General features: G+C 38.6%; 17 protein-coding genes and 1 pseudogene. 16 read left to right on the top strand and 2 right to left on the bottom strand.

The window, feature by feature from the left end:
• Nucleotides 1–281: 281 nt before the first annotated feature.
• A complete protein-coding gene (ycaO, locus tag LDL57_RS10220) occupies nt 282–2039 on the bottom strand; it encodes a 30S ribosomal protein S12 methylthiotransferase accessory factor YcaO (protein ID WP_180560949.1) in 1758 nt (585 codons plus the stop codon).
• A 187-nt stretch (nt 2040–2226) separates the two neighbouring features.
• On the opposite strand from ycaO, the gene ansB reads away from it, so the two are divergent.
• The 12 genes and pseudogenes from ansB to kdsB all read left to right on the top strand — a co-directional run bounded on the left by ansB (nt 2227) and on the right by kdsB (nt 16047).
• Nucleotides 2227–3270, top strand: a complete 1044-nt coding sequence (gene ansB / locus LDL57_RS10215) for an L-asparaginase 2 (protein WP_180560948.1) — start codon at nt 2227–2229, stop codon at nt 3268–3270.
• Between the two features lie 147 nt (nt 3271–3417).
• Entirely contained in the window at nt 3418–4506 is a 1089-nt protein-coding gene (gene serC, locus LDL57_RS10210) for a 3-phosphoserine/phosphohydroxythreonine transaminase (protein WP_180560947.1), read from the top strand.
• A gap of 113 nt (nt 4507–4619) precedes the next feature.
• Nucleotides 4620–5903 (top strand): 3-phosphoshikimate 1-carboxyvinyltransferase, encoded by a 1284-nt coding sequence (gene aroA, locus LDL57_RS10205; protein WP_225505549.1) that lies wholly within the window; start codon nt 4620–4622, stop codon nt 5901–5903.
• A gap of 177 nt (nt 5904–6080) precedes the next feature.
• A complete protein-coding gene (cmk, locus tag LDL57_RS10200; RefSeq protein ID WP_180560945.1) occupies nt 6081–6767 on the top strand; it encodes a (d)CMP kinase in 687 nt (228 codons plus the stop codon).
• Between the two features lie 168 nt (nt 6768–6935).
• On the top strand, nt 6936–8609 hold the full coding sequence (rpsA, locus tag LDL57_RS10195; protein ID WP_180561010.1) for a 30S ribosomal protein S1: 1674 nt from the start codon (nt 6936–6938) through the stop codon (nt 8607–8609).
• A 61-nt stretch (nt 8610–8670) separates the two neighbouring features.
• A complete protein-coding gene (gene ihfB / locus LDL57_RS10190) occupies nt 8671–8955 on the top strand; it encodes an integration host factor subunit beta (RefSeq protein WP_026822377.1) in 285 nt (94 codons plus the stop codon).
• A gap of 277 nt (nt 8956–9232) precedes the next feature.
• Nucleotides 9233–11605: pseudogene (locus LDL57_RS10185) on the top strand (DNA internalization-related competence protein ComEC/Rec2).
• Between the two features lie 55 nt (nt 11606–11660).
• A complete protein-coding gene (msbA, locus tag LDL57_RS10180) occupies nt 11661–13406 on the top strand; it encodes a lipid A ABC transporter ATP-binding protein/permease MsbA (protein WP_180561009.1) in 1746 nt (581 codons plus the stop codon).
• The gene (lpxK, locus tag LDL57_RS10175; RefSeq protein WP_180560943.1) at nt 13406–14398 is read left to right on the top strand and encodes a tetraacyldisaccharide 4'-kinase; all 993 of its coding nucleotides are present in this window, start codon (nt 13406–13408) and stop codon (nt 14396–14398) included. The genes msbA and lpxK overlap by 1 nt, the downstream gene beginning before the upstream one ends.
• Nucleotides 14399–14767: 369 nt before the next feature.
• Nucleotides 14768–14989, top strand: a complete 222-nt coding sequence (locus LDL57_RS10170) for a cold-shock protein (protein ID WP_180560942.1) — start codon at nt 14768–14770, stop codon at nt 14987–14989.
• A gap of 127 nt (nt 14990–15116) precedes the next feature.
• The gene (locus LDL57_RS10165; protein WP_026822372.1) at nt 15117–15296 is read left to right on the top strand and encodes a Trm112 family protein; all 180 of its coding nucleotides are present in this window, start codon (nt 15117–15119) and stop codon (nt 15294–15296) included.
• A gap of 1 nt (nt 15297) precedes the next feature.
• Nucleotides 15298–16047, top strand: coding sequence for a 3-deoxy-manno-octulosonate cytidylyltransferase (kdsB, locus tag LDL57_RS10160; protein WP_180560941.1), 750 nt, complete (start codon nt 15298–15300; stop codon nt 16045–16047).
• Nucleotides 16048–16078: 31 nt separating this feature from the next.
• Here the strand turns inward: kdsB and elyC are convergent, their stop codons facing one another.
• Entirely contained in the window at nt 16079–16885 is an 807-nt protein-coding gene (elyC, locus tag LDL57_RS10155; RefSeq protein ID WP_180560940.1) for an envelope biogenesis factor ElyC, read from the bottom strand.
• A gap of 199 nt (nt 16886–17084) precedes the next feature.
• On the opposite strand from elyC, the gene cmoM reads away from it, so the two are divergent.
• The 4 genes from cmoM to mukB are packed head-to-tail and all read left to right on the top strand — an operon-like array spanning nt 17085 to nt 24334.
• Nucleotides 17085–17861: a tRNA uridine 5-oxyacetic acid(34) methyltransferase CmoM gene (gene cmoM / locus LDL57_RS10150; protein WP_180560939.1), complete on the top strand. Its 777-nt coding sequence runs from the start codon at nt 17085–17087 to the stop codon at nt 17859–17861.
• An 11-nt stretch (nt 17862–17872) separates the two neighbouring features.
• Complete coding sequence (gene mukF / locus LDL57_RS10145) at nt 17873–19195, top strand: chromosome partition protein MukF (protein WP_180560938.1); 1323 nt, start codon at nt 17873–17875, stop codon at nt 19193–19195.
• The gene (mukE, locus tag LDL57_RS10140) at nt 19176–19883 is read left to right on the top strand and encodes a chromosome partition protein MukE (RefSeq protein WP_180560937.1); all 708 of its coding nucleotides are present in this window, start codon (nt 19176–19178) and stop codon (nt 19881–19883) included. The genes mukF and mukE overlap by 20 nt, the downstream gene beginning before the upstream one ends.
• A gap of 2 nt (nt 19884–19885) precedes the next feature.
• Entirely contained in the window at nt 19886–24334 is a 4449-nt protein-coding gene (mukB, locus tag LDL57_RS10135; protein WP_180560936.1) for a chromosome partition protein MukB, read from the top strand.
• Nucleotides 24335–24661 lie beyond the last annotated feature (327 nt).

The following is a 24661-nucleotide window of genomic DNA, read 5'->3' as shown; positions in this document are numbered from 1 at the left end:
CCAACATGCTCTTATGAAGTTAAGGAATTATAGCGCCAACAATATTAACAAAGGGGACATCAAATAAATTTGATATAGATCATTATTATTTGGTTAACAAATAGCTATAAAACTAACAAATTATAATAACCATTTGATTTATATTGGAAAATTTTTTTTAATTTTTATAAAAAAATTTTATAAAAATAATTAAGCAATAAATAATCAGGTTAAATTATCGTTGAAATAGGGTTTTTGTCTAATAAAGATTAACCTGATATTTATTTTTTAGTAGTGATCCATTAACTAAAATGAGCTTGTTTAGCGGTTTGCAGTTTATGATAAACATTGAGTAACGCTTGATGAGTCGGTAGCGTTTTTAACTCAGAATCAATTGACCATAGGCCATAAAAACAATTTTCGCCAGCAATGGCACTTGATGCGGCAGTAACCGCTTGTTGGCCATACATTTTATTGAAAGCTTCATAGTATTGATCAGGCTGACGCTCAGCTTGTTGCGTTAATTGCAGTAATGTTTGTAGACAACGATAATAATTGGCTCGTTCAGCAGTAAATAGCGAAGAATTAAACTCTAGCGTCCATTCAACCCACAGCAGTGCTTGGGCAAAATCACCACCGGCTAGCGCTAGCATCGATTTTAATTCACCGATCCGCAGGTGACTCCAACCATTGCCGCTACCGACCGCAATGCCTAATAATTCACGGATGCGAGTAAAATCATCAAAACCTTCATCATCAAGCCGCGCTAACAATCGCAGATAGTCCTCTTTTGGCCATTGACTATCGGCTAGCGACATAATGGTATCGCGTAAATCTATCGCCATGGCGTTATTGGCTATATGCAGATCGTCAACGGAATAAATATCTGAGATCCCCGGCACAATTATACGGCAGACATAGACACCTAGATGTTGATAATCGGCAATATAAACTTCCGCCTTCATCTGATTGAAAATCGCCATCAACGTAGCAAATTCTTCGCTGGTCGTGCCTTTGAAGTTCCAATCGACAAAAGGATAATCGGCATCCTGCTTAAAGAGATCCCAACTAATTAAACCGCTGGAATCAATAAAATGGGTCTCTAGATTCGTATGCTCTGCAACTTCATCATCATCGAATGTTGGCATATTGAACACATCCAAATCTTTTAAACTGCGGCCTTGCAGTAATTCGGTGACTGTTCGTTCGAGGGCGATACCAAAATCAGGATGGGCACCAAAAGAAGCAAAACAAGTGCCATTATTGGGATTGAAAAGTACCACACAGATAACCGGGTATTTGCCACCGAGAGAAGCATCAAAACAGAAAATAAGAAAACCTTCTTCTGCTAATTTAGCGATTGCCTCAACAACGCCAGGATAGCGCTGCATAACAGGCTCAGGAATAACAGGCAAACTAATTCGCTCAGCAATAATACGATTTTTGATATGACGCTCAAAGATCTCTGACAAGGCCTGAACTCGCGCTTCATGTTGTGTATTACCGGCTGACATGCCATTCGATACATACAGATTACCAATAATATTCATCGGAATGTAAACAATTTGCTGATCAGATTGGCGGATAAAAGGTAATGAACAAATCCCGCGTTGTTTATTACTTGATTGTAAATCAATCAGCATGCTAGCAGACAGACTATTATCAGGATCGTAAAAAGTACGTAATTTTTCGTCCAAAATCCCATCAGGTAAATGATCGTCAGGCGTTAATGCAAACCACTTTTCATTGGGATAGTGGACAAACTTGCCACTAGCAATTTTAGCGCCCAGATAAAAATCAGCGAAAAAGTAGTTGGTGGCTAAACGTTCAAAATATTCGCCCAATGCAGAGGCTAAGGCCGCTTTTTTGCTGGCGCCTTTACCGTTAGTAAAACATAAAGGGCAGTCTTTATCGCGGATATGAACTGACCAAACATTCGGCACTGGGTTTAACCACGAAGCTTCTTCAATATGAAAACCGAGTTTTTTAAGTTGTTGTTGAAAAGTGTTAATAGAATCTTCTAATGCGGCATCTTTGCCAGGAATAAAAGTTTGGCTCATAAATTAGGTTACTTATTTGTGTTTAATAACTAAAAGGCAATAATACGGCATTTTTGTTTACTTCTCTATTCACTAAGCCACAGTAGTAAAATGCAATATTGAAATTAATAGCTGTTTTTGCTGGTAATCACAGAAATATATTTTGTAATTTATATAATTTTACAAAATTTTAAAATGGGATTTTATTATGAAGAAGTTAAATATTTCTTTATTAGCTGGCGCTATGTTGTTAACTAACAGTGCAGTTTCTGCCTTACCAAGCATTACGGTACTGGCGACGGGAGGTACCATTGCTGGTGACGGTGATTCAGCAACGCAATCCCAATATACAGCCGGTAAAGTTAGTATTAATGCATTAATTAATGCGGTACCTGAAATAAAGAAAATTGCCCATCTTAATGGTGAACAAATTGTTAATATGGGTTCACAAGATATGAATGATCAGGTATGGCTGACTTTGGCAAAGAAAATTAATGCTGATTGTGACAAAACAGCAGGTTTTATTATTACCCATGGCACTGATACACTGGAGGAAACCGCTTATTTTTTAGATTTAACCACTCATTGTCATAAACCTATTGTAATGGTTGGAGCGATGAAGCCGGCCACAGCATTAGGGACTGATGGGCCGTTAAATCTCTATAACGCGGTTATTGTTGCCACTGACAAAGAGGCAGGCAAACGAGGAGTTTTATTAGCCATGGACGATAAAGTGATTAGCGGTCGTAATGTGGTTAAAATGAATACCAACTTTGTTGAAGCATTCGAAGCGGTTAATGCGGGCCCGGAAGGTTTTATCTACAATGGCAAGGTGCACTATTTAGGCGCGGCGCAACCAAGAGCAGATAAGGCTATTTTTGATATTAGTCAGTTAGATAAATTACCTAAAGTTGGCATTGTTTATAATTATTCAAATGCATCGGCACTGCCAGCCAAGTCATTTATCTATCATGGCTATCAAGGCATTGTCAGTGCGGGGGTGGGTAACGGTAACATGTATAATAAGATTTTTACTGTTCTGGCTGATGCAGTAAAACAGGGAATAGGAGTGGTTCGCGCGAGTCGTGTGCCGACCGGTTTTATAACGCGTGATGCAGAAGTTGATGATAGTAAATATGGATTTGTCGCGGCTGAACGTTTGAATCCACAGAAGGCGCGGGTTTTACTCCAATTAGCCTTGACCCAAACCGATGATCCAATAAAAATTCAAGCGATGTTTGATAAGTATTAAGTCGTTATCTAAAGATGCTGTTTGCCGGCCAGATTTTTTATTTATGCAATTAAAAATTAAATGATTGCAGCTGTTTTACGGTAATGTTAAAACCTAACCAGAGATTAAATAATAGTAAAAGTTTAATTAGGTCAATAAGGGTGGGTAATGAGTCAGATATATAATTTTAGCGCTGGTCCGGCCATGTTACCGGTAGACGTTTTGCAGCAGGCACAGCAAGAACTTTGTAATTGGAATAGTCTCGGTATTTCGGTGATGGAAATAAGCCATCGTAGTGACGCATTTATGGAGATAGTTAAACAGGCTGAACAAAATCTACGTGAACTTCTCAAAATACCTGATAATTATAAAATCCTTTTTTGTCATGGTGGTGCCAGAGGTCAATTTGCTGCATTACCATTGAATTTATTTCAGGCTGATGAAACCGTTGACTATATTGTTGGTGGCTATTGGGCAAAATCTGCTGCGCAAGAAGCAGCAAAATATTGTACCGTTAATGAGATTGATATTCGGCTTGAAAAATCAGCTTATTTGAGCATGCTACCGATGGAAGAATGGCCATTAACGACCCAGGCCAAATATCTGCATTATTGCCCCAATGAGACGATTGACGGAATTGCAATCCACACACTACCTGATTTTGCCGCCGATAAAATCGTGATTGCTGATTACTCTTCAGCGATCTTATCTCAACCACTTGATGTTAGCCGATTTGGTGTTATTTATGCGGGTGCGCAAAAAAATATTGGTCCAGCCGGTATCACATTGGTTATCATTCGGGAAGATTTATTAGGCCAAGCGAGAAAAACAACGCCTTCTATCCTTGATTACACGATCTTGGCTAAAAATGACTCAATGTACAATACACCACCGACTTTTGCCTGGTATCTATCTGGTATGGTGTTTAAATGGTTAAAACAACAGGGTGGGTTACAAGAAATAGCAAGACGCAATCAAGAAAAAGCTCGCTTAGTGTATGATGTTATAGATAATAGTCAGTTTTATATTAATCGAGTCGATTCAATTAATCGTTCGCTAATGAATGTTCCATTCCAAATGGAAAAACCTCACTTAGATAGTGAATTTATCCAAGCGGCAGAGCAGCAAGGACTGCTTTTTCTGAAAGGACATAAAGCGGCAGGTGGTATGCGTGCTTCAATTTATAATGCGATGCCCTTGGCTGGGGTGCAGAAGCTAGTTGATTTTATGATTGATTTTGAACAGCGGAATAAATAATTTAAATAATCCTGTATGGTTAGATTGGTAACGATATCGTTTAACCCTATCAAATGAATATAAATGTGATTTAAATAATATATCCAACTTTGTTATTGGAGAGTCTACTGTTAATGCAAGCCCTAACCATACAACCCATTTCTTACATTGAAGGTACTATCAATCTTCGTGGCTCAAAAAGTATTTCTAACCGGGTACTATTGTTAGCTGCATTAGCGCAAGGCCAAACCGTATTAACTAATCTTCTTGCTAGTGATGATATTCGTCATATGCTAAATGCTCTGACAGCATTAGGGGTTGAATATCAATTATCCCAAGATCTTACTACCTGTATTGTAAAAGGCGGTGGGCATTATTTTAGCCATAAACAGGGTTTAGAGATTTTTCTCGGTAATGCGGGTACCGCTATGCGCCCCTTAAGTGCGGTTTTAGCGTTGGCGGACAATGATATTGTTTTAACCGGCGAGCCTAGAATGAAGGAGCGGCCTATCGGTCATCTGATTGATGCACTACAGCAAGGCGGAGCAATTATTGACTATCTTGAACAACCTGGTTATCCGCCGATAAGGATAAAAGGTGGCTTTCGAGGTGGCAATATCACGGTAGATGGACGTGTCTCTAGCCAATTTTTAACCGCTCTTTTAATGGCCGCACCGTTGGCAGCCAATGATACGACAATACAAATAAAAGGCCAACTTGTCTCTAAACCGTATATTGACATTACTCTAGCACTGATGCGTAATTTTGGCGTTGAGGTGGACAATCAGCACTATTGTCAATTTCATATTAAAGCTGGACAACAATATATTTCACCAGGCAATTATCTTATTGAAGGTGATGCCTCCTCGGCCTCTTATTTTTTAGCTGCAGCGGCAATCAAAGGCGGTACCGTTAGGGTAACGGGTATTGGCAAAGATAGCTTGCAAGGTGATACCCAATTTGCTGCGGTACTTGAAAAAATGGGCGCCAAAATACGTTGGGGGAAAGATTTTATCGAATGTCAACGGGGTGAGTTAATTGGTATTGATATGGATATGAATGCGCTTCCAGATGCGGCGATGACGGTTGCTACTTTAGCACTCTTTGCACAAGGTGAAACGATTATTCGCAATATCTATAACTGGCGGGTTAAAGAAACTGACAGATTAACTGCGATGGCGACCGAATTAGCAAAAGTTGGTGCTAAAGTGGAAGAAGGACGTGACTATATACGTATTATACCGCCTAAATTATTGCAGCATGCGGAAATTGAAACTTACAATGATCATCGTATGGCGATGTGTTTCTCACTGGTCGCTTTATCAGATACTCCGGTCACCATTTTGGATCCCAAATGTACCGCCAAGACTTTTCCCGACTATTTTAATCAGCTAGAAAAATTAAGTTATCGCGACTAGCATGTAACAGCAACATTAGCATAATACTGAACGACCAGTATCATGCTTATTGGACTAAATTTGGTCTAAATATCTCATTGTTTTCCTTAATAGAATGAATTGAGTATAATAGGGTACTTATTAGCCTGATAGAGAGTATTTGCAAAAAATGCAATTCTATCAAAAAGGAGGAGTATAATGGCGGTTTTACCCCCCGTTATCACAGTTGATGGTCCAAGTGGTGCAGGTAAAGGTACATTATGCCAAGCATTGGCAAATAAGTTGGGTTGGCAGTTACTTGATTCTGGTGCAATTTACCGAGTTCTGGCTTTAGCGGCATTACATCATCGTGTTGATATTGAGTCAGAAGAAGCATTAGTTCCATTAGCGGCTAATCTTGATGTCCGTTTTGAACCAAGAGAAAAAGAATTAGCTGTTATGCTTGAGGGGGAGGATGTTAGTAATGAAATACGTAGTGAAGTTGTTGGTAATACGGCATCTCTTACTGCAACTTTTCCTCGGGTGAGAGAAGCATTATTACGTCGGCAAAGGGCATTTCGCACTAAACCGGGTCTGATTGCTGATGGTCGTGACATGGGAACGGTGGTTTTTCCAGATGCACCGGTAAAGATTTTTCTCGATGCCACGCCGGAAGAGCGCGCTCAAAGGCGGATGCAGCAGTTGCAGAAAAAGGGCTTTGATGTTAAATTAAGCGATCTTTTAGCTGATATTAAAGAGCGTGATTATCGTGATCGTAATCGGCTGATTGCGCCATTGGTGCCTGCAAAAGATGCGTTGATTCTGGATTCAACAAAGTTATCTATTGAAGGAGTCATTGAGCAGGCACTTGCTTATGTGAAAAAAAAGCAAATATTATCTATATAATATGCTTAATCTTGACATATAATAAGTGAATACACCTATTTGGTGTAGCTGAATTTTTGTTCAGTTAAGTAAAGCTTTGTAACAAGGAGTGTTGCGAGGTATGTAAAATAATCCCATTTGGCAGGATGTTGAATGGAAGTTAAAATTAAAATTTTTGAAGATCTTACTATGACAGAATCTTTTGCTCAACTCTTTGAAGAATCTTTACAGAGTATCGAAACCCGTCCAGGGGCTATTGTTCGTGGTGTTGTTGTTGCTATCGACAAAGATGTCGTGTTAGTTGATGCCGGTCTGAAATCAGAATCAGCGATCCCAGTAGAACAATTTAAAAATGTGCAAGGTGAGCTAGAAATTCAGGTTGGTGACGAAATTGATGTTGCTTTAGACGCAGTAGAAGATGGTTTCGGTGAAACTATCCTGTCGCGCGAAAAAGCGAAACGCCATGAAGCTTGGTTGATGCTAGAAAAAGCCTATGAAGATGCCGAAACAGTTATGGGTATTATCAATGGCAAAGTGAAAGGTGGTTTCACAGTAGAATTGAAAGGTATTCGTGCATTTTTACCCGGTTCACTGGTTGATGTTCGCCCAGTTCGTGACACAACTCACTTGGAAGGTAAAGAGCTTGAGTTCAAAGTTATCAAACTGGATCAGAAACGCAATAATGTTGTTGTTTCGCGTCGTGCCGTTATTGAATCTGAAAGCAGTGCAGAACGTGATCACTTACTGGAAAACTTGCAGGAAGGCATGGAAGTTAAGGGTATTGTTAAGAACTTAACTGACTATGGTGCATTCGTTGATCTGGGCGGTGTTGATGGCTTACTACACATTACTGACATGGCTTGGAAACGTGTTAAACACCCAAGTGAAATTGTAAATGTTGGTGATGAAATCAATGTTAAAGTATTGAAGTTTGATCGTGATCGTACACGTGTCTCTTTAGGCCTGAAGCAGCTTGGTGAAGATCCATGGGTAGCTATTGCTAAGCGTTATCCAGAAGGCACCAAACTGACAGGAAAAGTCACTAATCTTACTGATTATGGTTGCTTTGTTGAAATTGAGGAAGGTGTTGAAGGTTTAGTACACGTTTCCGAAATGGATTGGACTAATAAAAATATCCATCCATCTAAAGTTGTTAATGTGGGTGATGTTGTTGAAGTTATGGTACTGGATATTGATGAAGAGCGTCGTCGTATCTCCTTAGGTTTGAAACAGTGTAAACCAAATCCATGGCAGCAATTTGCAGAAACGCACAATAAGAATGATCGTGTAGAAGGTAAAATAAAATCTATTACTGATTTTGGTATCTTCATCGGTTTAGAAGGTGGTATTGATGGCTTAGTTCATCTGTCTGATATTTCCTGGAATGTTGCAGGTGAAGAAGCGGTTCGTGAATACAAAAAAGGCGATGAAATTGCTGCTGTTGTATTACAAGTTGACGCTGAACGTGAACGTATTTCTTTGGGTATTAAACAGTTAGCGGAAGATCCATTTAATAACTATCTGTCTGCTCATAAAAAAGGTGTTATCGTTATTGGTAAAGTAGTCGCTGTTGATGCCAAAGGAGCAACAATTGAGTTGGCTGCTGGTGTTGAAGGCCACTTACGTGCATCGGAAGCTTCACGTGATCGCGTGGAAGATACTACTCAAGTATTGAACGTTGGTGATACTGTTGAAGCCAAATATACTGGCGTTGATCGTAAAAACCGTATCATTACCTTGTCTGTTCGTGCAAAAGATGAAGCAGATGAAAAAGATGCTATTGCTTCTGTAAACAAACAGGAAGATAGCAATTTTGCAAATAATGCTATGGCTGAAGCGTTCAAAGCAGCGAAAGGCGAATAAATTAAGTTAATCATATGGCAACATTTTGTTGCCTCGTAACGGTAGTTTAGGGGGAGGTACTATGACCAGGTCTGAATTAATTGAAAGACTTATTAACCAATTAGCTCATATACCAGCAAAACTTATTGAAGAAGCTGTGAAAGAAATGCTTGATCATATGGCAATAACACTTGCTAAGGGAGAGCGTATTGAGATCCGCGGATTCGGCAGTTTTTCTCTTCATTACCGTGCACCGCGCATCGGTCGTAATCCGAAAACGGGTGACAAAGTTGATTTGAAAGGAAAACATGTTCCTCACTTCAAGCCTGGTAAAGAATTACGTGATCGCGTTAATATTTATGCATAAAAATTAACAGATTTAATTTATTTATTCTATTAAAATGGTGTCTTAATTAAGACACCATTTTTATTATTGATAGAAAATCTTCCCAATACCCATTTTTTGCATAATTAAAACCTCTCTTGGTTGTTACAAGACGCTTAATTTTTCATTATTAAAAAATAATAATAAAATTTTATAATCAAAAAATAAAATTTCTTAACTAAAACTAGTTGGGAATCATCTCGCAAAAAAATGAAAATAGTAAAAAAGAAATAAATATTTTTTCGGCTTTTTATGGGCAATGTCATTTATCTTTTTGAATTATATTAATAATATGACTAATTTCCTGATATCGATTTGGTCAGGAAAGCGCTACATGAAAAAAATGTTAGCTAATATAAATCGGGTTCAAATAAATATTAATTCAGCATCAGTAGCGGTTATATTGGGATTATTACCTTTACTTTTTTTAGCACAATTACCCAATAAATCACTCCAATTGTGCTTGTCTGTTATATTCTGTTTATTTTGGTTTATTCCATTCTATTTGACTAAATTTGTTGCTATTTTAGGTATAAGCTTTTTGTGGGGATGCTGGCAGGGAAATTATTTATTAGAAAAAATGAAATTATTTAGCCAACAACAACGCTATGTGGCCGTTATTGAAGATAGTTTAGTGAATAGAGACAATCATAACCGCATAAAAGTAAGGTTGCTAATCAATAATAATAAACAATCATTTCCTATATTGTATGCTTATATTCAGTTTAAGCCTAATGCTCTGTCAAAAAATAATTTTTTTTGTGCCGGGCAAAAACTCATTTTTTCTGGGCAATTAAAACCTGTTCATAGTTTATTAAATGAAGGTGGATTTGATTTCCAACGATATGCAATAAATCAACGTTTACTAGGTACGTTTAAAGTTCAAAACTTTACTATATTGAGTAAACATTGTTCTTTAAGACAACAGATAATTGCAATGTCGGCTAGTGTGATCAGTAAATATCATAATCAAGCTGTCATTTATGCCTTAATGTTTGGTGAGCGTGGATTATTAGACTCGGTACTTAGGCAGCAATTACAACAAACAGGTATCGCGCATTTAATGGCTATCTCTGGTTTACATATTGGCATGGCTTACTTTTTTGGTTTTTGGCTATCTCGTTTAGTACAGTTTTTATTACCTACTTATTTTATCGAGCCTCGTATCCCAATGTTAGTGGGATGGTGCTTTGCTTTAGGCTATGCCTGGTTATCTGGTTGGGCGATACCTGCAATGCGGGCTGTATTTGCCTTGTCGTTATGGCTTTATATTCGTCAACAAAATTTTGTCTGTTTTCCCTGGCAGTGGGCATTATGGAGTATCACTTTAATTTTAGTCGTTGAACCTTTAGCAATACTGGCTGATAGTTTTTGGCTCTCGAGTTTTGCGGTTGCGGCATTAATATTTTGGTTTTCATTTGTTAAATTGAGTGTCCAGTTTCAACACAGTTGGCTTGATTGGTTAGCTAAATTGGTTCATTTACAACTTGGCATGCTTATCTTGTTAATTCCTATTCAATTGATTTTATTTCAAGGTATTAATATTGCTAGTTTTTGGGCTAATTTATGGGCAGTACCAATTATTTCATTTATAACCGTACCGCTAATTATGCTTTCATATATTTGTATTTTTTGGCACTCAGTACAAAATTTATTATTCGATATAATCGATAAAAGCATTAGTTTAGTACTATGGCTCCTACCTCATATTGAGCGTTATTGGCTTGATACGGGCCATCTGCCAATTATCATAACCGGGGTTAGTTGGCTTATTATCGTATGTTGGCAATTTGGTTGGTTTGTCCAGTATAAGTTGCTGATAACATTATTAATCTATTGGTCAATGACCAGCCTGAAACAGAGCGATTTAGTGCTTTGGCGATTGATTATGTTAGATGTAGGGCATTGATTAGCGATTATTATTGAGCAACAGGGAAAAGTGTTAATTTATGACACGGGTACTGTATGGAACAAGAACAGTATTGCTAATAGTACTATTTTGCCTTATTTACGATATCATCGTTTAATACCAGAAGGCGTTATACTTAGTCATAATCATATCGATCACACAGGTGGGGTAGCCAGTTTATTATTAACCTATCCTGGATTAGTAGTCAGAAGTCATTTTGATAAAGAAAACCATTTTCCTTGCCATCGAGGTATTCATTGGCAATGGCAGAGATTACATTTTGAAGTATTATGGCCAATAGTCGATCAAAAAAAATCACACAATAATGAATCGTGTGTAGTAAAAGTTAGTGATGGCCATCATGCAGTTATTTTGTCTGGCGATATTGAAAAAGCAGCGGAAAAGGAACTGGTGCGTTTAGCAATAGCAAATTTGCCGGCTAATTTATTACAAGTTCCTCATCATGGTAGCAATACTTCGTCAACGATGGCGTTTATTCAAGCAATTAAACCGCAATATGCACTGACTTCTGTTGCTCGTTATAGCCGTTGGAGTTTACCTTTTGATAAAGTACGACAACGATATGTGAATCTGGGTGTAAATTGGTTAAATACGGCGGAATCAGGGCAAATTATAGCGCAGTTTTATTCTGATCAAATTGAAATAATGCGTTATAGGCAGGAGCTTTATCCTCGTTGGTATCATCAGCAATTTGGTATTTAGACATTTCCCGAGTAGAATAAAAGGCTTATTTTTATAGGTATTTAATAAGACAATGATAATGAATGATAAAGATCTTTCCACATGGCAAACATTTCGTCGACTATGGCCAATGATTTTGCCATTTAAACTGGGATTAAGTGTAGCTGCTGTTGCGTTAATCATTAATGCTGCAGGTGATGCATTCATGATCTCCTTATTAAAACCGTTGCTTGATGAAGGTTTCGGCAAAGCGGATAACACCACACTAAAATGGTTACCCATTGCTATATTGGGGCTAATGCTGATAAGAGGGATATCGAGTTTTATCTCCAATTATTGTATTGCGTGGGTTTCTGGTAAAGTTGTCATGAATATGCGTAGGCGTTTGTTTGGCCATATGATGGGGATGCCGGTCGCTTTTTTTGATCAACAGTCAACAGGAACCTTACTTTCTCGTATCACTTATGATTCTGAGCAAGTCGCCTCATCCTCTTCTAGCGCTTTAATCACTATTGTTCGAGAAACTGCCTATATTATCGGTCTATTTGGGCTGATGTTTTATTATAGTTGGCAGCTTTCACTAATATTAATTGTAATTGCTCCTATTGTCACGTTAACCATTCGTTCGGTTTCCAAACACTTTAGGAATATTAGTAAAAGTATGCAAACTGGCATGGGGCAAGTAACGGCTAGCGCGGAACAGATGTTAAAAGGCCATAAGGAAGTATTGATTTTTGGTGGACAAAAAGTTGAAACAGAGCGTTTTAGCAAAGTAAGTAACCATATGCGTCGGCAAACGATGAAAATGGTAACCGCATCTTCGATCTCTGATCCTATCATCCAACTGATTGCCTCTCTTGCTTTAGCATTCACGCTTTATATTGCGAGTTTTCCTGAAGTAATGCAAACATTGACCGCAGGAACTATCGGTGTTGTTTTTTCATCCATGTTTGCATTAATGCGCCCATTAAAGTCATTAACAAATGTTAATGCACAATTTCAACGAGGTATGGCTGCTTGCCAGACATTGTTTAGCATTTTAGATATGGAGCAGGAAAAAGACGAGGGTAAATTAACCTTGAAAAAAGCTAAAGGTAAAATAGAATTTAAACATGTTACCTTTAAGTATCCAACAAAAGATCATCCGGCATTACAGGATATCTGTTTTAAAATTCCGGCTGGAAAATCTGTTGCTTTAGTCGGACGATCCGGTTCAGGAAAATCGACAATAGCGAATCTAATTACCCGCTTTTATGAGGTTAATGAAGGTCAAATACTGCTTGATGATCGTGATTTGCGTGAATACACTTTAACCTCTCTACGTAACCAAGTCGCACTCGTTTCGCAGCATGTCTATCTTTTTAACGATACTATTGCAAATAATATTGCTTATGCAACCGATGGTCGTTTTAGTCGAAAAGCGATCGAAAAAGCTGCTAAAGCTGCTTATGCAATGGACTTTATTGAAAAACTGGATAATGGACTAGATACGGTTATTGGCGAAAATGGTGTAATGCTTTCTGGCGGGCAGCGACAGCGAATTGCCATTGCGCGTGCTTTATTACATAACTCATCTATATTAATTCTTGATGAAGCTACATCTGCACTTGATACTGAGTCAGAAAGAGCCATTCAAGCAGCATTGGATGAATTACAGAAAAATCGGACTTCTATTATTATTGCCCATCGTCTTTCAACGATAGAAAATGCAGATGAAATTTTGGTCATTCAGGAAGGTAAAATTATTGAACGAGGCAACCATCAAACTTTACTTAAGTGTGATGGTGCATATGCTCAACTTTATAATATGCAATTTAAATAATGATTGAAAAAATCTGGTCAGGTTGTTCGTGGTTGTCTTTTTTACTACTGCCGCTGTCATTTTTATATGGCATGATTATTGGTTTAAGACGGCTTTGCTATTATTTGGCAATTTTCCCTAGTTGGAAAGCACCGATACCTATTATTGTTGTGGGTAATTTGACGGTTGGCGGTAATGGTAAAACGCCGGTTGTCATTTGGTTAGTTGAACAGCTTTTATCACGAGGCTATCGCGTTGGAGTTGTATCTCGTGGCTATGGGGGTAAAGCAACTTCTTATCCGTTATTGGTTAATAAAAATATATCAATAAAGGAAAGTGGCGACGAGCCAGCTTTAATTTATCGGCGAACCGGTGTGCCAGTGGCGGTTGCCCCTAAACGAGTAGCAGCAGTTAAAATGCTACTGAAGCAACAAGAGCTGGATGTTATTATTACTGATGATGGTCTTCAGCATTATGCACTGCAAAGGGATTTTGAGATCGTAGTTATTGACGGTATCCGTCGTTTTGGTAATGGTTGCTTGCTGCCGGCAGGTCCATTACGTGAGTGTCAATATCGCTTGAATAGTGTTAATGCTGTTATTCTTAATGGTGGTATAGCTAAGCATGGAGAGATTGCTATGCAGTTAACAGGCGATATTGCTATCAATATGTTGACTGGCGAAAAAAGATCGGTCTGTGAATTAGGACAAGTTGTTGCAATTGCAGGAATTGGGCACCCAGCACGTTTTTTTTCAAGCCTTGAGCAAAAAGGGGTACCATTAATTGCCACACATGCTTTTTCTGATCACCAGTGTTATGAATTTTCTACCCTAATATCCTTAGTGACTGATCATCAAACATTATTAATGACTGAAAAGGACGCAGTGAAATGTTTTCATTTTGCTCAATCAAATTGGTGGTATCTGCCGGTCAATGCTAATCTTTCACAACCTGGTGCAGGAAAAATTCTTTCAACCATCAGTGAATTGGCGGAGCTTAGCAAAAATGCTTGAAATGATAACATTATCATGTTATTTATAAGTCAAATCTAGTTAGGAATGTAGTGACATCATTTCAATAATACCACGCCAGCTATTATTTCATTAATACAAAATCCTTTAATTTTATTTAGTATCAAGTTTGATTGATAAATTTTAGTAATGAATAATTTGGCTTATTGTAATGTTGTTTAACATTTAAATAAATGCTAGATAGCAATAGACACTAATGAGTTAGTGTTTTTTTAGTATAATAATACTACTCTGACATTAAGGGTATTTGGTAAAAGAAAAATGAGGTTTTTATCGAAGGCTTAATAAAAGAGTAGGGAGCACTAGGCAAAATGAAATTTTGTCACCTAGTGAACAAAAGGAGTTTTTATCATGACATTTCAATTACAAATGGGTCGCGTAAAATGGTTTGATGTAAAAGAGGGCTATGGATTTATCTCCCCTGTCAATGGCGGTCAAGATATCTATGTTAATCGTCGAGCTATTGCGAACACCAAAAATAAGTGGCTTAAAGAAGGCCAGTGTGTTGAATATTCAGTTACGCGTAACGCTTATGGTATTTCTGCCGCTGATGTTATCGTTTATGAAGTTTAAACCACTATTCGCTGCCAATTTGTCAAAAAATTGACAAATATTTATTAGAGCAGAGATTAAAGTTAACGGTGATACATGCTTGTGCTATTCTGGTTTCATCTAAAATTATGTTTTTGATGAGGAATGTATGGATCACCGCCTACTTGATATTATTGCTTGTCCTATTTGCCATGGCAAACTAATCTATGATAAACAAAATCTAGAGCTTATCTGTAAATTTGATCATCTTGCTTATCCTGTGCGCAATAACATACCTGTATTATTAAGGGAAGAAGCTCGTGAGTTGCCTTTAGATGAAGAGAAGTAACATGTTCACAGTCATTATTCCAGCGCGTTTTGCTTCTAATCGCTTACCAGGCAAGCCGTTAGCTGATATTCATGGAAAACCTATGATTATTAGAGTAATGGAAAGAGCGCGAATGTCAGATGCAAAGCGTGTTATTGTGGCGACTGATCATCAGGCTGTATTTGATGTGGTGAAAGCGGCCAATGGTGAAGTCTGTATGACTAATGCTAATCATCAATCAGGCACAGAAAGATTAGCAGAAGTTATTGCAAAATATAAATTTTCTGATGAAGAAATCATTATCAATGTTCAGGGTGATGAACCTTTAATCCCACCAGAAATAATTAATCAGTTAGCTAGTAATTTAATGCTAAATAATGTCGGTATGGCAACCTTAGCGACGGCCATCAATAATCCAGATGACGTATTTGATCCGGCTATAGTAAAAGTAGTGACGGATAAACAGAGTAATGCCTTATATTTTTCCAGAGCAGCTATTCCCTGGGAACGTGATCGCTTTGCAGTTAGCAAAATGGCGATTGGGCAGCACTTTTTACGTCATATCGGTATTTATGCTTATCGGGCTGGTTTTATTCGTCGTTATATTCAATGGCCGATTAGTCCGTTAGAGACAATAGAAATGCTCGAGCAGTTGCGTGTACTATGGTACGGCGAAAAAATTCATGTTGCCCTAGCAGTTAAAACACCAGGGCCGGGAGTAGATAATCAGCAGGATCTTGATGCTGTTCGGAAAGCATTTTTTCCTGGGTAAAATTATACTGCTATTAGCTATTTGAAACGGTTCATTCCTCTACATTAAAACTATGGATTAGAGGTTGATTATTGTTAATTTTTATTGCTTGCCATATTGAACCAAGAAATTCGTACCAAGCGCGTTCCGAGTGGGAAAAATAGTAAGCAGAAGGAAAAAATCTTTCCCAAGGTTGTAATGGTGAGGTAATGGCAAGTTGATTAGCTGGTGCTGTAATCGGACGCAAATTTTTAGCAACAAAGAAACGTTCTGCGCGTGTCATATGGTTTGCTGACGTCACTAATAGAAAAGGTTGCCTGCCAACGATTTTTTTCACTTCAAGGGCTTCTTCTTCTGTATCTCTGGGTTTGGTTAAGGTAATAATAGCTGTTTCAGGTACACCTAACGATAGTGCGACTTTCGCAGCCACTTCCGCATTACTGATCATATTTTTGCCGCGACCGCCAGTAAAAATTAATTTGGCACCGGGATGTTGAAGATAGAGACGAATTCCCTCCGTCACTCTTGCAAGGCTATTATTAATAAGGTTAGCGCTTGGTGGCCAATCAGGGTTATAAGTAAATCCGCCTCCGAGTACAACAATATACTGGATTGTTTGTTTAGGGTGTAATAGTTCATAGCGTTTGCTAAAGTTACCTTCCGTTGACAGTAGCAATTTGTCGGCGATAGGCTGTGTGCCAAGTAATAACAACGCCAACCAACTAACAGAGACTAAACATTTGCCGCTTTTTTGCCAGTGAGTAAACCAAAGTAGTAATAATCCGATAAAACTTATTAAAATGATGAGAGGTAATGGCATTAGAAGCGCACCAAGATATTTTTTCAATATAAACAACATATTTCAACCCTAGTTAATGAATTTATCGAGCGTGTGGTATATTCAATCATATAGATACTAGATTAATGAATTGTTAATATAAAAATTATTTTCAACAAAGATTGCTATTATTTTTTATTATCTAACTGTTGGTTAATAGGTATTTTTTATCAGCAATGGCGATTAAGTTTTATAATAGTTGTTATCGAGGTATTTTTTCATGGTAGGTCGCAATTTTGATGACATTGCAGATAAGTTTACACAGAATATTTATGGCACAACTAAGGGAAAAATACGCGAAGCGGTTATGTGGCAGGATCTAAACACTCTGCTTAATTTATTACCCAGTAAGCCGTTAAAGATATTGGACGCGGGTGGAGGAGAAGGCCTTTTTGCTTGCAAATTGGCTGCGATGGGACATCAAGTTATTGTTTGTGACATTTCGGCAGCCATGCTTGAACGCGCCAGATTGTTGGCTGATGAAAAAAAAGTAAGCCAGAACATGCAATTTATTCACGCTACCTTTCAGGATATAGCCCAATATTTAACAGCAACGGGAGCCGTTGATTTAGTGTTGTTTCATGCAGTGATTGAATGGATCCATGAACAAAAATCGGCAATAAAAACCCTAGCGGATATAATTAACCCAGGTGGCGCATTTTCTATCATGTTTTATAATGCGAATGGGTTGGTGATGAGAAATGCTGTATTAGGTAACTTCCATTTAGCGACACCTAATATTCAGCGTCGCCGCAAACGTTCACTTACCCCTCTTAATCCGTTATTACCAGAAACAGTATATCAATGGTTAGAAGAATTTGACTTTAAAATAGTTGGTAAAACCGGTGTACGGGTTTTTCATGATTATCTACAAAGCCGTCAGTTACAACATAAAGATTTTCCGGCGTTGCTTGCTTTGGAGCAGCGCTATTGTCGACAACAACCCTATATTAATCTGGGGCGCTATATTCATGTTATGGCATGCAAGTCTATGTGAAAGGATGAATTATGAGTGAGTTTTCCCAGACTGTGCCGGAATTGGTATCATGGGCGCGGAAAAATGATTTTTCAATATCATTACCTGCTGAGCGTTTGGCTTTTTTATTGGCGGTGGCTGTCCTTAATAGCGAGCGGTTTGATGGCGAAATGAGTGAAGGTGAATTAATTGATGCTTTTCGTGAAGTTAGTAAAGGATTCGAGCAGACCGCCGAAACCGTTACTGCCAGAGCAAATAATGCAATTAATGATATGGTACGACAGAAATTATTTAATCGTTTTTCTAATGAAATCATTGAAGGTAATGCCATTTACCGTTTAACGCCACTTGGTATTGGGATCAGTGATTATTATATTCGCCAGCGGGAATTTTCTTCCCTACGTTTATCGATGCAACTTTCGATTGTAGCTGGTGAATTAAGTCGAGCGGCGGATGCGGCAGAAGAAGGGGGCGATGAATTTCACTGGCATCGCCATGTCTTTGCACCATTAAAATATTCAGTGGCAGAAATTTTTGACAGTATTGATATGTCGCAGCGTGTAATGGATGAACAGCAAAATAGTGTAAAGGAAGACATCTCCGCATTACTTAGTCAGGATTGGCAAGCAGCGATTGCCAATTGTGAACAACTATTAACGGAAACTTCAGGCACATTACGTGAATTACAAGATACGCTGGAAGCGGCGGGTGATAAATTACAGTCCAATTTGTTACGTATCCAAGAGGCAAATATGAATGGAGGTGGTTCAGAATTGGTTGATAAGCTAGTATTTGATCTACAAAGTAAGCTTGATCGAATTATTAGTTGGGGTCAACAATCGATTGATCTCTGGATTGGTTATGATCGCCATGTGCATAAATTTATTCGTACCGCCATTGATATGGATAAAAATAGGATATTCTCGCAGCGCTTACGTCTATCGGTGCAAAATTATTTTACCGATCCTTGGGCGTTAACGGTAGCCAATGCTGAACGTTTATTTGATGTGCGTGATGAAGATCTGGTATTGAGTAATGAAGAAGCGACGGGTGAGTTGCCAACTGAACTGGAATATGAAGAATTTAATCAGATTAATGAACAACTGATTGAGATAATGGAGCAGGCATTAGCAGGTTATAAGAAAGATCAGCATCCACTTGATATTGGTTTAATTTTGCGTGATTACTTGACAAAATATCCACAGAAACGGCATTTTGATGTGGCGCGTATTATTGTCGATCAAGCTGTTAAATTAGGTATAGCAGAAGCGGATTTCTCAGGTATCCATCCTGAATGGTTAGCGATTAATGATTACGGAGCCAAGGTACAGGCACATGTCATCGACAAATATTGAACAATTTATGCCAGTAAAATTGGCACAAGCTTTAGTCAGCTCTCTTTTCCCTGAATTGGATAGCCAGCTTCGAGCCGGGCGCCATGTTGGCATTGATGATCTGGATAATCACGCTTTTTTGATGGATTTTGAACAGGAGTTAACCGCCTTTTATGCTCGCTATAATGTTGAGTTGATCCGTGCGCCAGAAGGTTTTTTCTATTTACGTCCACGTTCGACTACATTGATTCCTCGCTCAGTTTTATCTGAATTAGATATGATGGTTGGCAAAATTCTTTGTTATCTCTATTTAAGTCCGGAAAGACTTTCTAATCAGGGCATTTTTACTGCGCAGGAACTGTTTGAAGAGCTATTGTCCCTAGCGGATGAAAGCAAACTACTTAAGTTTGTTAATCAGCGTTCGACAGGTACGGATTTGGATAAACAAAAATTACAAGAAAAGCTGCGCACTTCGCTTAATCGTCTACGCCGATTAGGAATGGTTCATTTTTTGCAAAATGACAGTCAGCGTTTTATGATCGCCGAATCTGTCTTTCGTTTTGGTGCTGATGTGCGTAGTGGCGATGATCCACAACAAGCCCAATTACGCATGATCCGTGATGGCGAAGCGATGTCGTTAAAAGATAACTTAGGGTTAACCGATAACGAAAGTAATGATAGTGTTGAAGATGAAGCGGAGGATGAATAGCTATGTTAGAACGAGGCAAGTTTCGCTCACTCACGCTCATCAATTGGAACGGCTTTTTTGCCAGAACGTTTGATTTGGATGAGTTAGTAACGACGTTATCTGGTGGTAACGGCGCCGGCAAATCGACCACTATGGCGGCATTTATTACCGCCATGATCCCTGATTTAACCTTATTGCATTTTCGTAATACCACCGAAGCGGGTGCAACTTCAGCCTCACGTGATAAAGGGTTACATGGAAAATTACGTCCAGGGGTCTGTTATTCAATTTTGGACGTAATCAATTCCCGCCATCAACGTATTTTAGTCGGTGTGCGCTTACAACAAATTGCCGGTCGTGATAAAAAAGTCGATATAAAACCTTTTATAATCCAAGGATTACCTAGCGCAATATTACCAACGCATATCTTGACTGAGCAAGTTGAAGAACGTCAAGCGCGAGTGATTGGTTTAAATGATTTAAAAGATCACGTCGATGCAATTGAAGGTGTGCAGTTTAAACAATTTAATTCAATTATTGATTATCATGCCCAGTTATTTGATCTGGGTATTATTCCTAAACGATTGAGATCATCCAGTGACAGGAGCAAATTTTATCGCTTAATCGAAGCTTCTTTATACGGTGGAATTTCTAGTGCCATTACGCGTTCATTACGTGATTATCTTTTGCCTGAGAATAGTGGTGTTCGAAAAGCCTTTCAGGATATGGAAGCGGCTTTGCGAGAAAATAGATTAACCCTTGAAGCGATCAGGGTCACTCAGTCTGATCGTGATTTATTTAGACGTTTAATTAATGAAGCAACAGATTACGTTTCTGCTGATTATATGCGTCATGCGAATGAACGCCGAGTGCATCTAGATAGTGCACTTGCTGTTCGGGCTGAATTATTTGACGGCCGTAAACAACTGATTGCTGCCCAGACCCGTCATGTTGAAATGGTACGTGAGCTGGACGAACAAAATGGTTCTTCGCTAGATTTAGAGGCTGATTTTCAGGCAGCCAGCGATCATTTAGGTCTTGTACAAGCAGCGGTACGCCAACAGGAAAAAATTGATCGCTATCAGGCCGATATTGAAGAGATCACCTATCGTCTGGAAGAACAGACTGAAGTCGTTGAGCAAGCCGTAGAACAGCAAGCTGAGCTTGAAGCCAACGTTGAAGCGGCTGAATTAGAAGTTGATGAGCTAAAAAGTCAACTGGCTGATTACCAGCAAGCGTTAGATGTTCAGCAGACGCGCGCAATCCAATATCAAAAAGCTCAGCAAGCACTAGAACGAGCAAAGAAAATTTGCCAATTGGCTAAACTAACGCCAAATAATGTCGAGCAATTTTTGACCAAATTTGAAGAAACAGAGCAACAACATACCGAAAAATTGCTTGCATTGGCACAGAAAATCAGTGTGATTGATGCGGCCACTAACCAATTTGACCAGGCTTATAGCTTAGTTAAAAATATTGCTGGTGAGGTAAAAGGAGATAAAGCTTATCAAAAAGCTCGTGAATTATTGCGCGACTGGGCTTCCCAGCAACATCTTGCCCAGCGTATTGAGCCGCTACAAATGCAATTAGCCGAACTGGAGCAAAAACTTAATAGCCGGCAGGATGCTGAACGTATTTTAGCTGAATTTTGTCAATATTCTGAACAGCAATATCAGCCAGATCAACTGACTACATTACTGGAACAATTAGAAGCACAGCAAGAAGAACTAAGTGTTTCTGTTAATGAAAGTAGTGAGCATCGCATGTTAATGCGTCAAGAGCTTGAGCAGATCAAACAGCAAATTCGAACGCTAACTCAAAAAGCACCTATTTGGCTGGCGGCACAAGATGCACTTAATCAATTAACTGTACAGGCTGATGATAGTTTTAGCCAGAGTCATGAAATTACCGAGCATCTACAGCAATTATTAGAACAAGAACGTGAAATTACCGTTGAACGTGATGAAGTCGCCAGTCAAAAGCGTGAATTAGAGCAACAGATAGCCCATCTTAGTCAACCGAGCGGCGCAGATGATAATCGGCTACTTGGTTTGGCTGAACGTCTTGGTGGTGTTTTGTTATCTGAAATTTATGATGATATTACTATCGATGATGCGCCCTATTTTTCAGCGCTCTATGGTCCAGCAAGACATGGCATTGTGGTTCCTGAGCTGGCAAAAATTCAGCCACAACTAAGTGAATTGATAGCTGAATGTCCAGATGATGTCTATTTTATTGAAGGTGATCCGCAATCTTTTGATGATAGTGTATTTAATGCGGAAGAATTTGACCAGGCAGTATTAGTTCGATCTTCAGAGCGTCAATGGCGTTTTTCTCGTTATCCTGAAGTTCCGTTATTTGGTCGGGCAGCGCGTGAAAATCAACTGGAAATGTTGAACCAGCAGAGAGATAGCTTAGCTGAGCGTTATGCAACCCTCTCTTTTGATATGCAGAAATTACAACGAGCTCATCATGCCTTTAGTGGTTTCATTGGCAAGCATCTTGCGGTGGTTTTTGACCCTGATCCAGAGGCTGAGATTCGTTCTTTAAACCAACGTAGAAATGAACTAGAACGCCAGTTAGCACAATTTGAAGCTCAGACACAACAACAAAAAAAGCAACATACTACGATCAAAGCGCGGTTATCCAGTTTGAACCGTTTGTTGCCACAAGTGAATTTGCTAATGGATGAAACGTTAGTGGATCGCATCGAAGAGATCCGAGCAGCGCTTGCAGAGGCCGAAGAAGCGGGGCACTTTTTGCATAAACATGCAAAATCGTTGGCAAAGCTAGAACCGATAGCTAACGTTTTGCAAAGTGATCCTGAACAACATGAGCAATTACGCCACGAATATGAACAAGTCAAACAGTTACAGCAACAATCCAAACAGCAAACTTTCGCTTTAATTGAAGTTTTACAACGTCGTGCCCATTTTAGTTATAGCGACTCGACGGAGATGCTGACAGAAGATACTGATTTAAATAATAAACTCCGTCAGCGTTTACAACAGGCTGAAAAAGAGCGTAGTCAGGTACGAGAACAACTAAAACAGCAACAAACTAAAACTGCACAATTGAATCAACTATTAGCATCATTACGCAGCTCTTTTGACACTAAGCAGGATATGCTAAGAGAGTTAGAGGCTGAAATAAAAGCGATTGGCGTTCAGGCAGATAGTAATGCAGAAAAACGGGCACGTGAACGCCGTGACCAACTTTATGAAGCAGTAAATGCTAATCGCTCGCGCATCAATCAATTGGAGAAACAGATCGCATTTTGTGAAGCTGAAATGGACAATTGGCAAAAAAAATTAAGAAAATTGGAGCGGGACTATTACCAACTTCGCGAGCAGGTTGTGTCAGGTAAATCCGGTTGGTGTGCTGTTATGCAAATGGTTAGGGAGAACGGTGTCGAGCGTCGTTTACATCGACGTGAATTAGCTTATATGGATGGTGATAGTTTACGTTCGATGTCAGATAAAGCGCTAGGAGCGCTTAGACAAGCGGTCGCGGATAATGAACATTTACGCGATGTATTGCGTGCCTCTGAAGATCTTAAACGGCCAGAGCGTAAAATAGCGTTCTTTATTGCGGTTTATGAACATTTACGTGAACGGATTCGACAAGATATTATTCGCACTGATGATCCGGTTGATGCCATTGAACAGATGGAAATTGAATTAGCGCGTCTAACAGAAGAACTGACCGCCCGGGAACAAAAATTAGCTATCAGTGCTAAGAGTGTGGCAAATATTATCCGTAAAACGATCCATCGTGAGCAAAATCGAATTCGCTTACTTAATCAAGGGCTACAGTCAGTTGCATTTGGCCAGGTAAATGGGGTTCGACTCAATGTTAATATTCGACAAAGTCATGAATCATTACTTGATGTCTTGTCAGAAGAGCACGAACATCACCAAGATCTGTTTAAAAATAAAAGTCTGACATTTTCTGAAGCGATGGCAAAACTTTATCAACGTTTAAACCCGCAACTAGATATTGGGCAACGCTTGCCACAAACTATTGGCGAAGAGTTACTCGATTATCGTAATTATCTGGAACTGGATGTTGAAGTTAATCGTGGTTCAGATGGTTGGCTAAAAGCAGAAAGTGGTGCGCTATCGACGGGAGAAGCGATTGGTACAGGCATGTCAATTTTAGTGATGGTTGTACAAAGTTGGGAAGAAGAGTCACAAAGATTAAGAGGTAAAGATATTTTACCATGTCGGTTCTTATTCCTGGATGAAGCGGCTAGATTGGATGCTAAATCGATTGCAACCCTGTTTGAACTCTGTGAACGATTAAAAATGCAATTAATTATTGCGGCACCTGAAAATATCAGTCCAGAAAAAGGGACGACTTATAAGCTGGTACGTAAGGTATTTGGCCAACAAGAGCATGTGCATGTTGTTGGTTTAAAAGGTTTTGGTCAAGAAGATGAGCGGTTAAAACTATCATCTGCTGTTACTTAAACTCAAGTAGTAAAAAATTATTTTTATATTTTAATAACCGCTATTTCATGATAGCGGTTTTTTTATAAATGGTTTGTTTTAAAAGTAAATTAAGTATTGCAATTGAAAATAAAGTGATCGAAGATTATATTTTAAATATAGCGGATTGGTAATTTAATTTTTAATAAGCATTAAATCTAAAATTTATGGGATTTTATTTTAAATGAAAATTTACTTTGTCAATACAGGTTTAAATTAATTTATAAACATGATTATTTTTTAAATATAAAAATTATTTATTTTTGTAGCAAATAAAAGACAATAAATTAGTTAATTTTAACCTGGCTA

The organism is Arsenophonus apicola (assembly GCF_020268605.1).
GTDB lineage: Bacteria > Pseudomonadota > Gammaproteobacteria > Enterobacterales > Enterobacteriaceae > Arsenophonus > Arsenophonus apicola.
The sequence above is the reverse complement of the archived record's forward strand: the minus strand, read 5'-3'. Positions and strand labels throughout refer to the sequence as shown.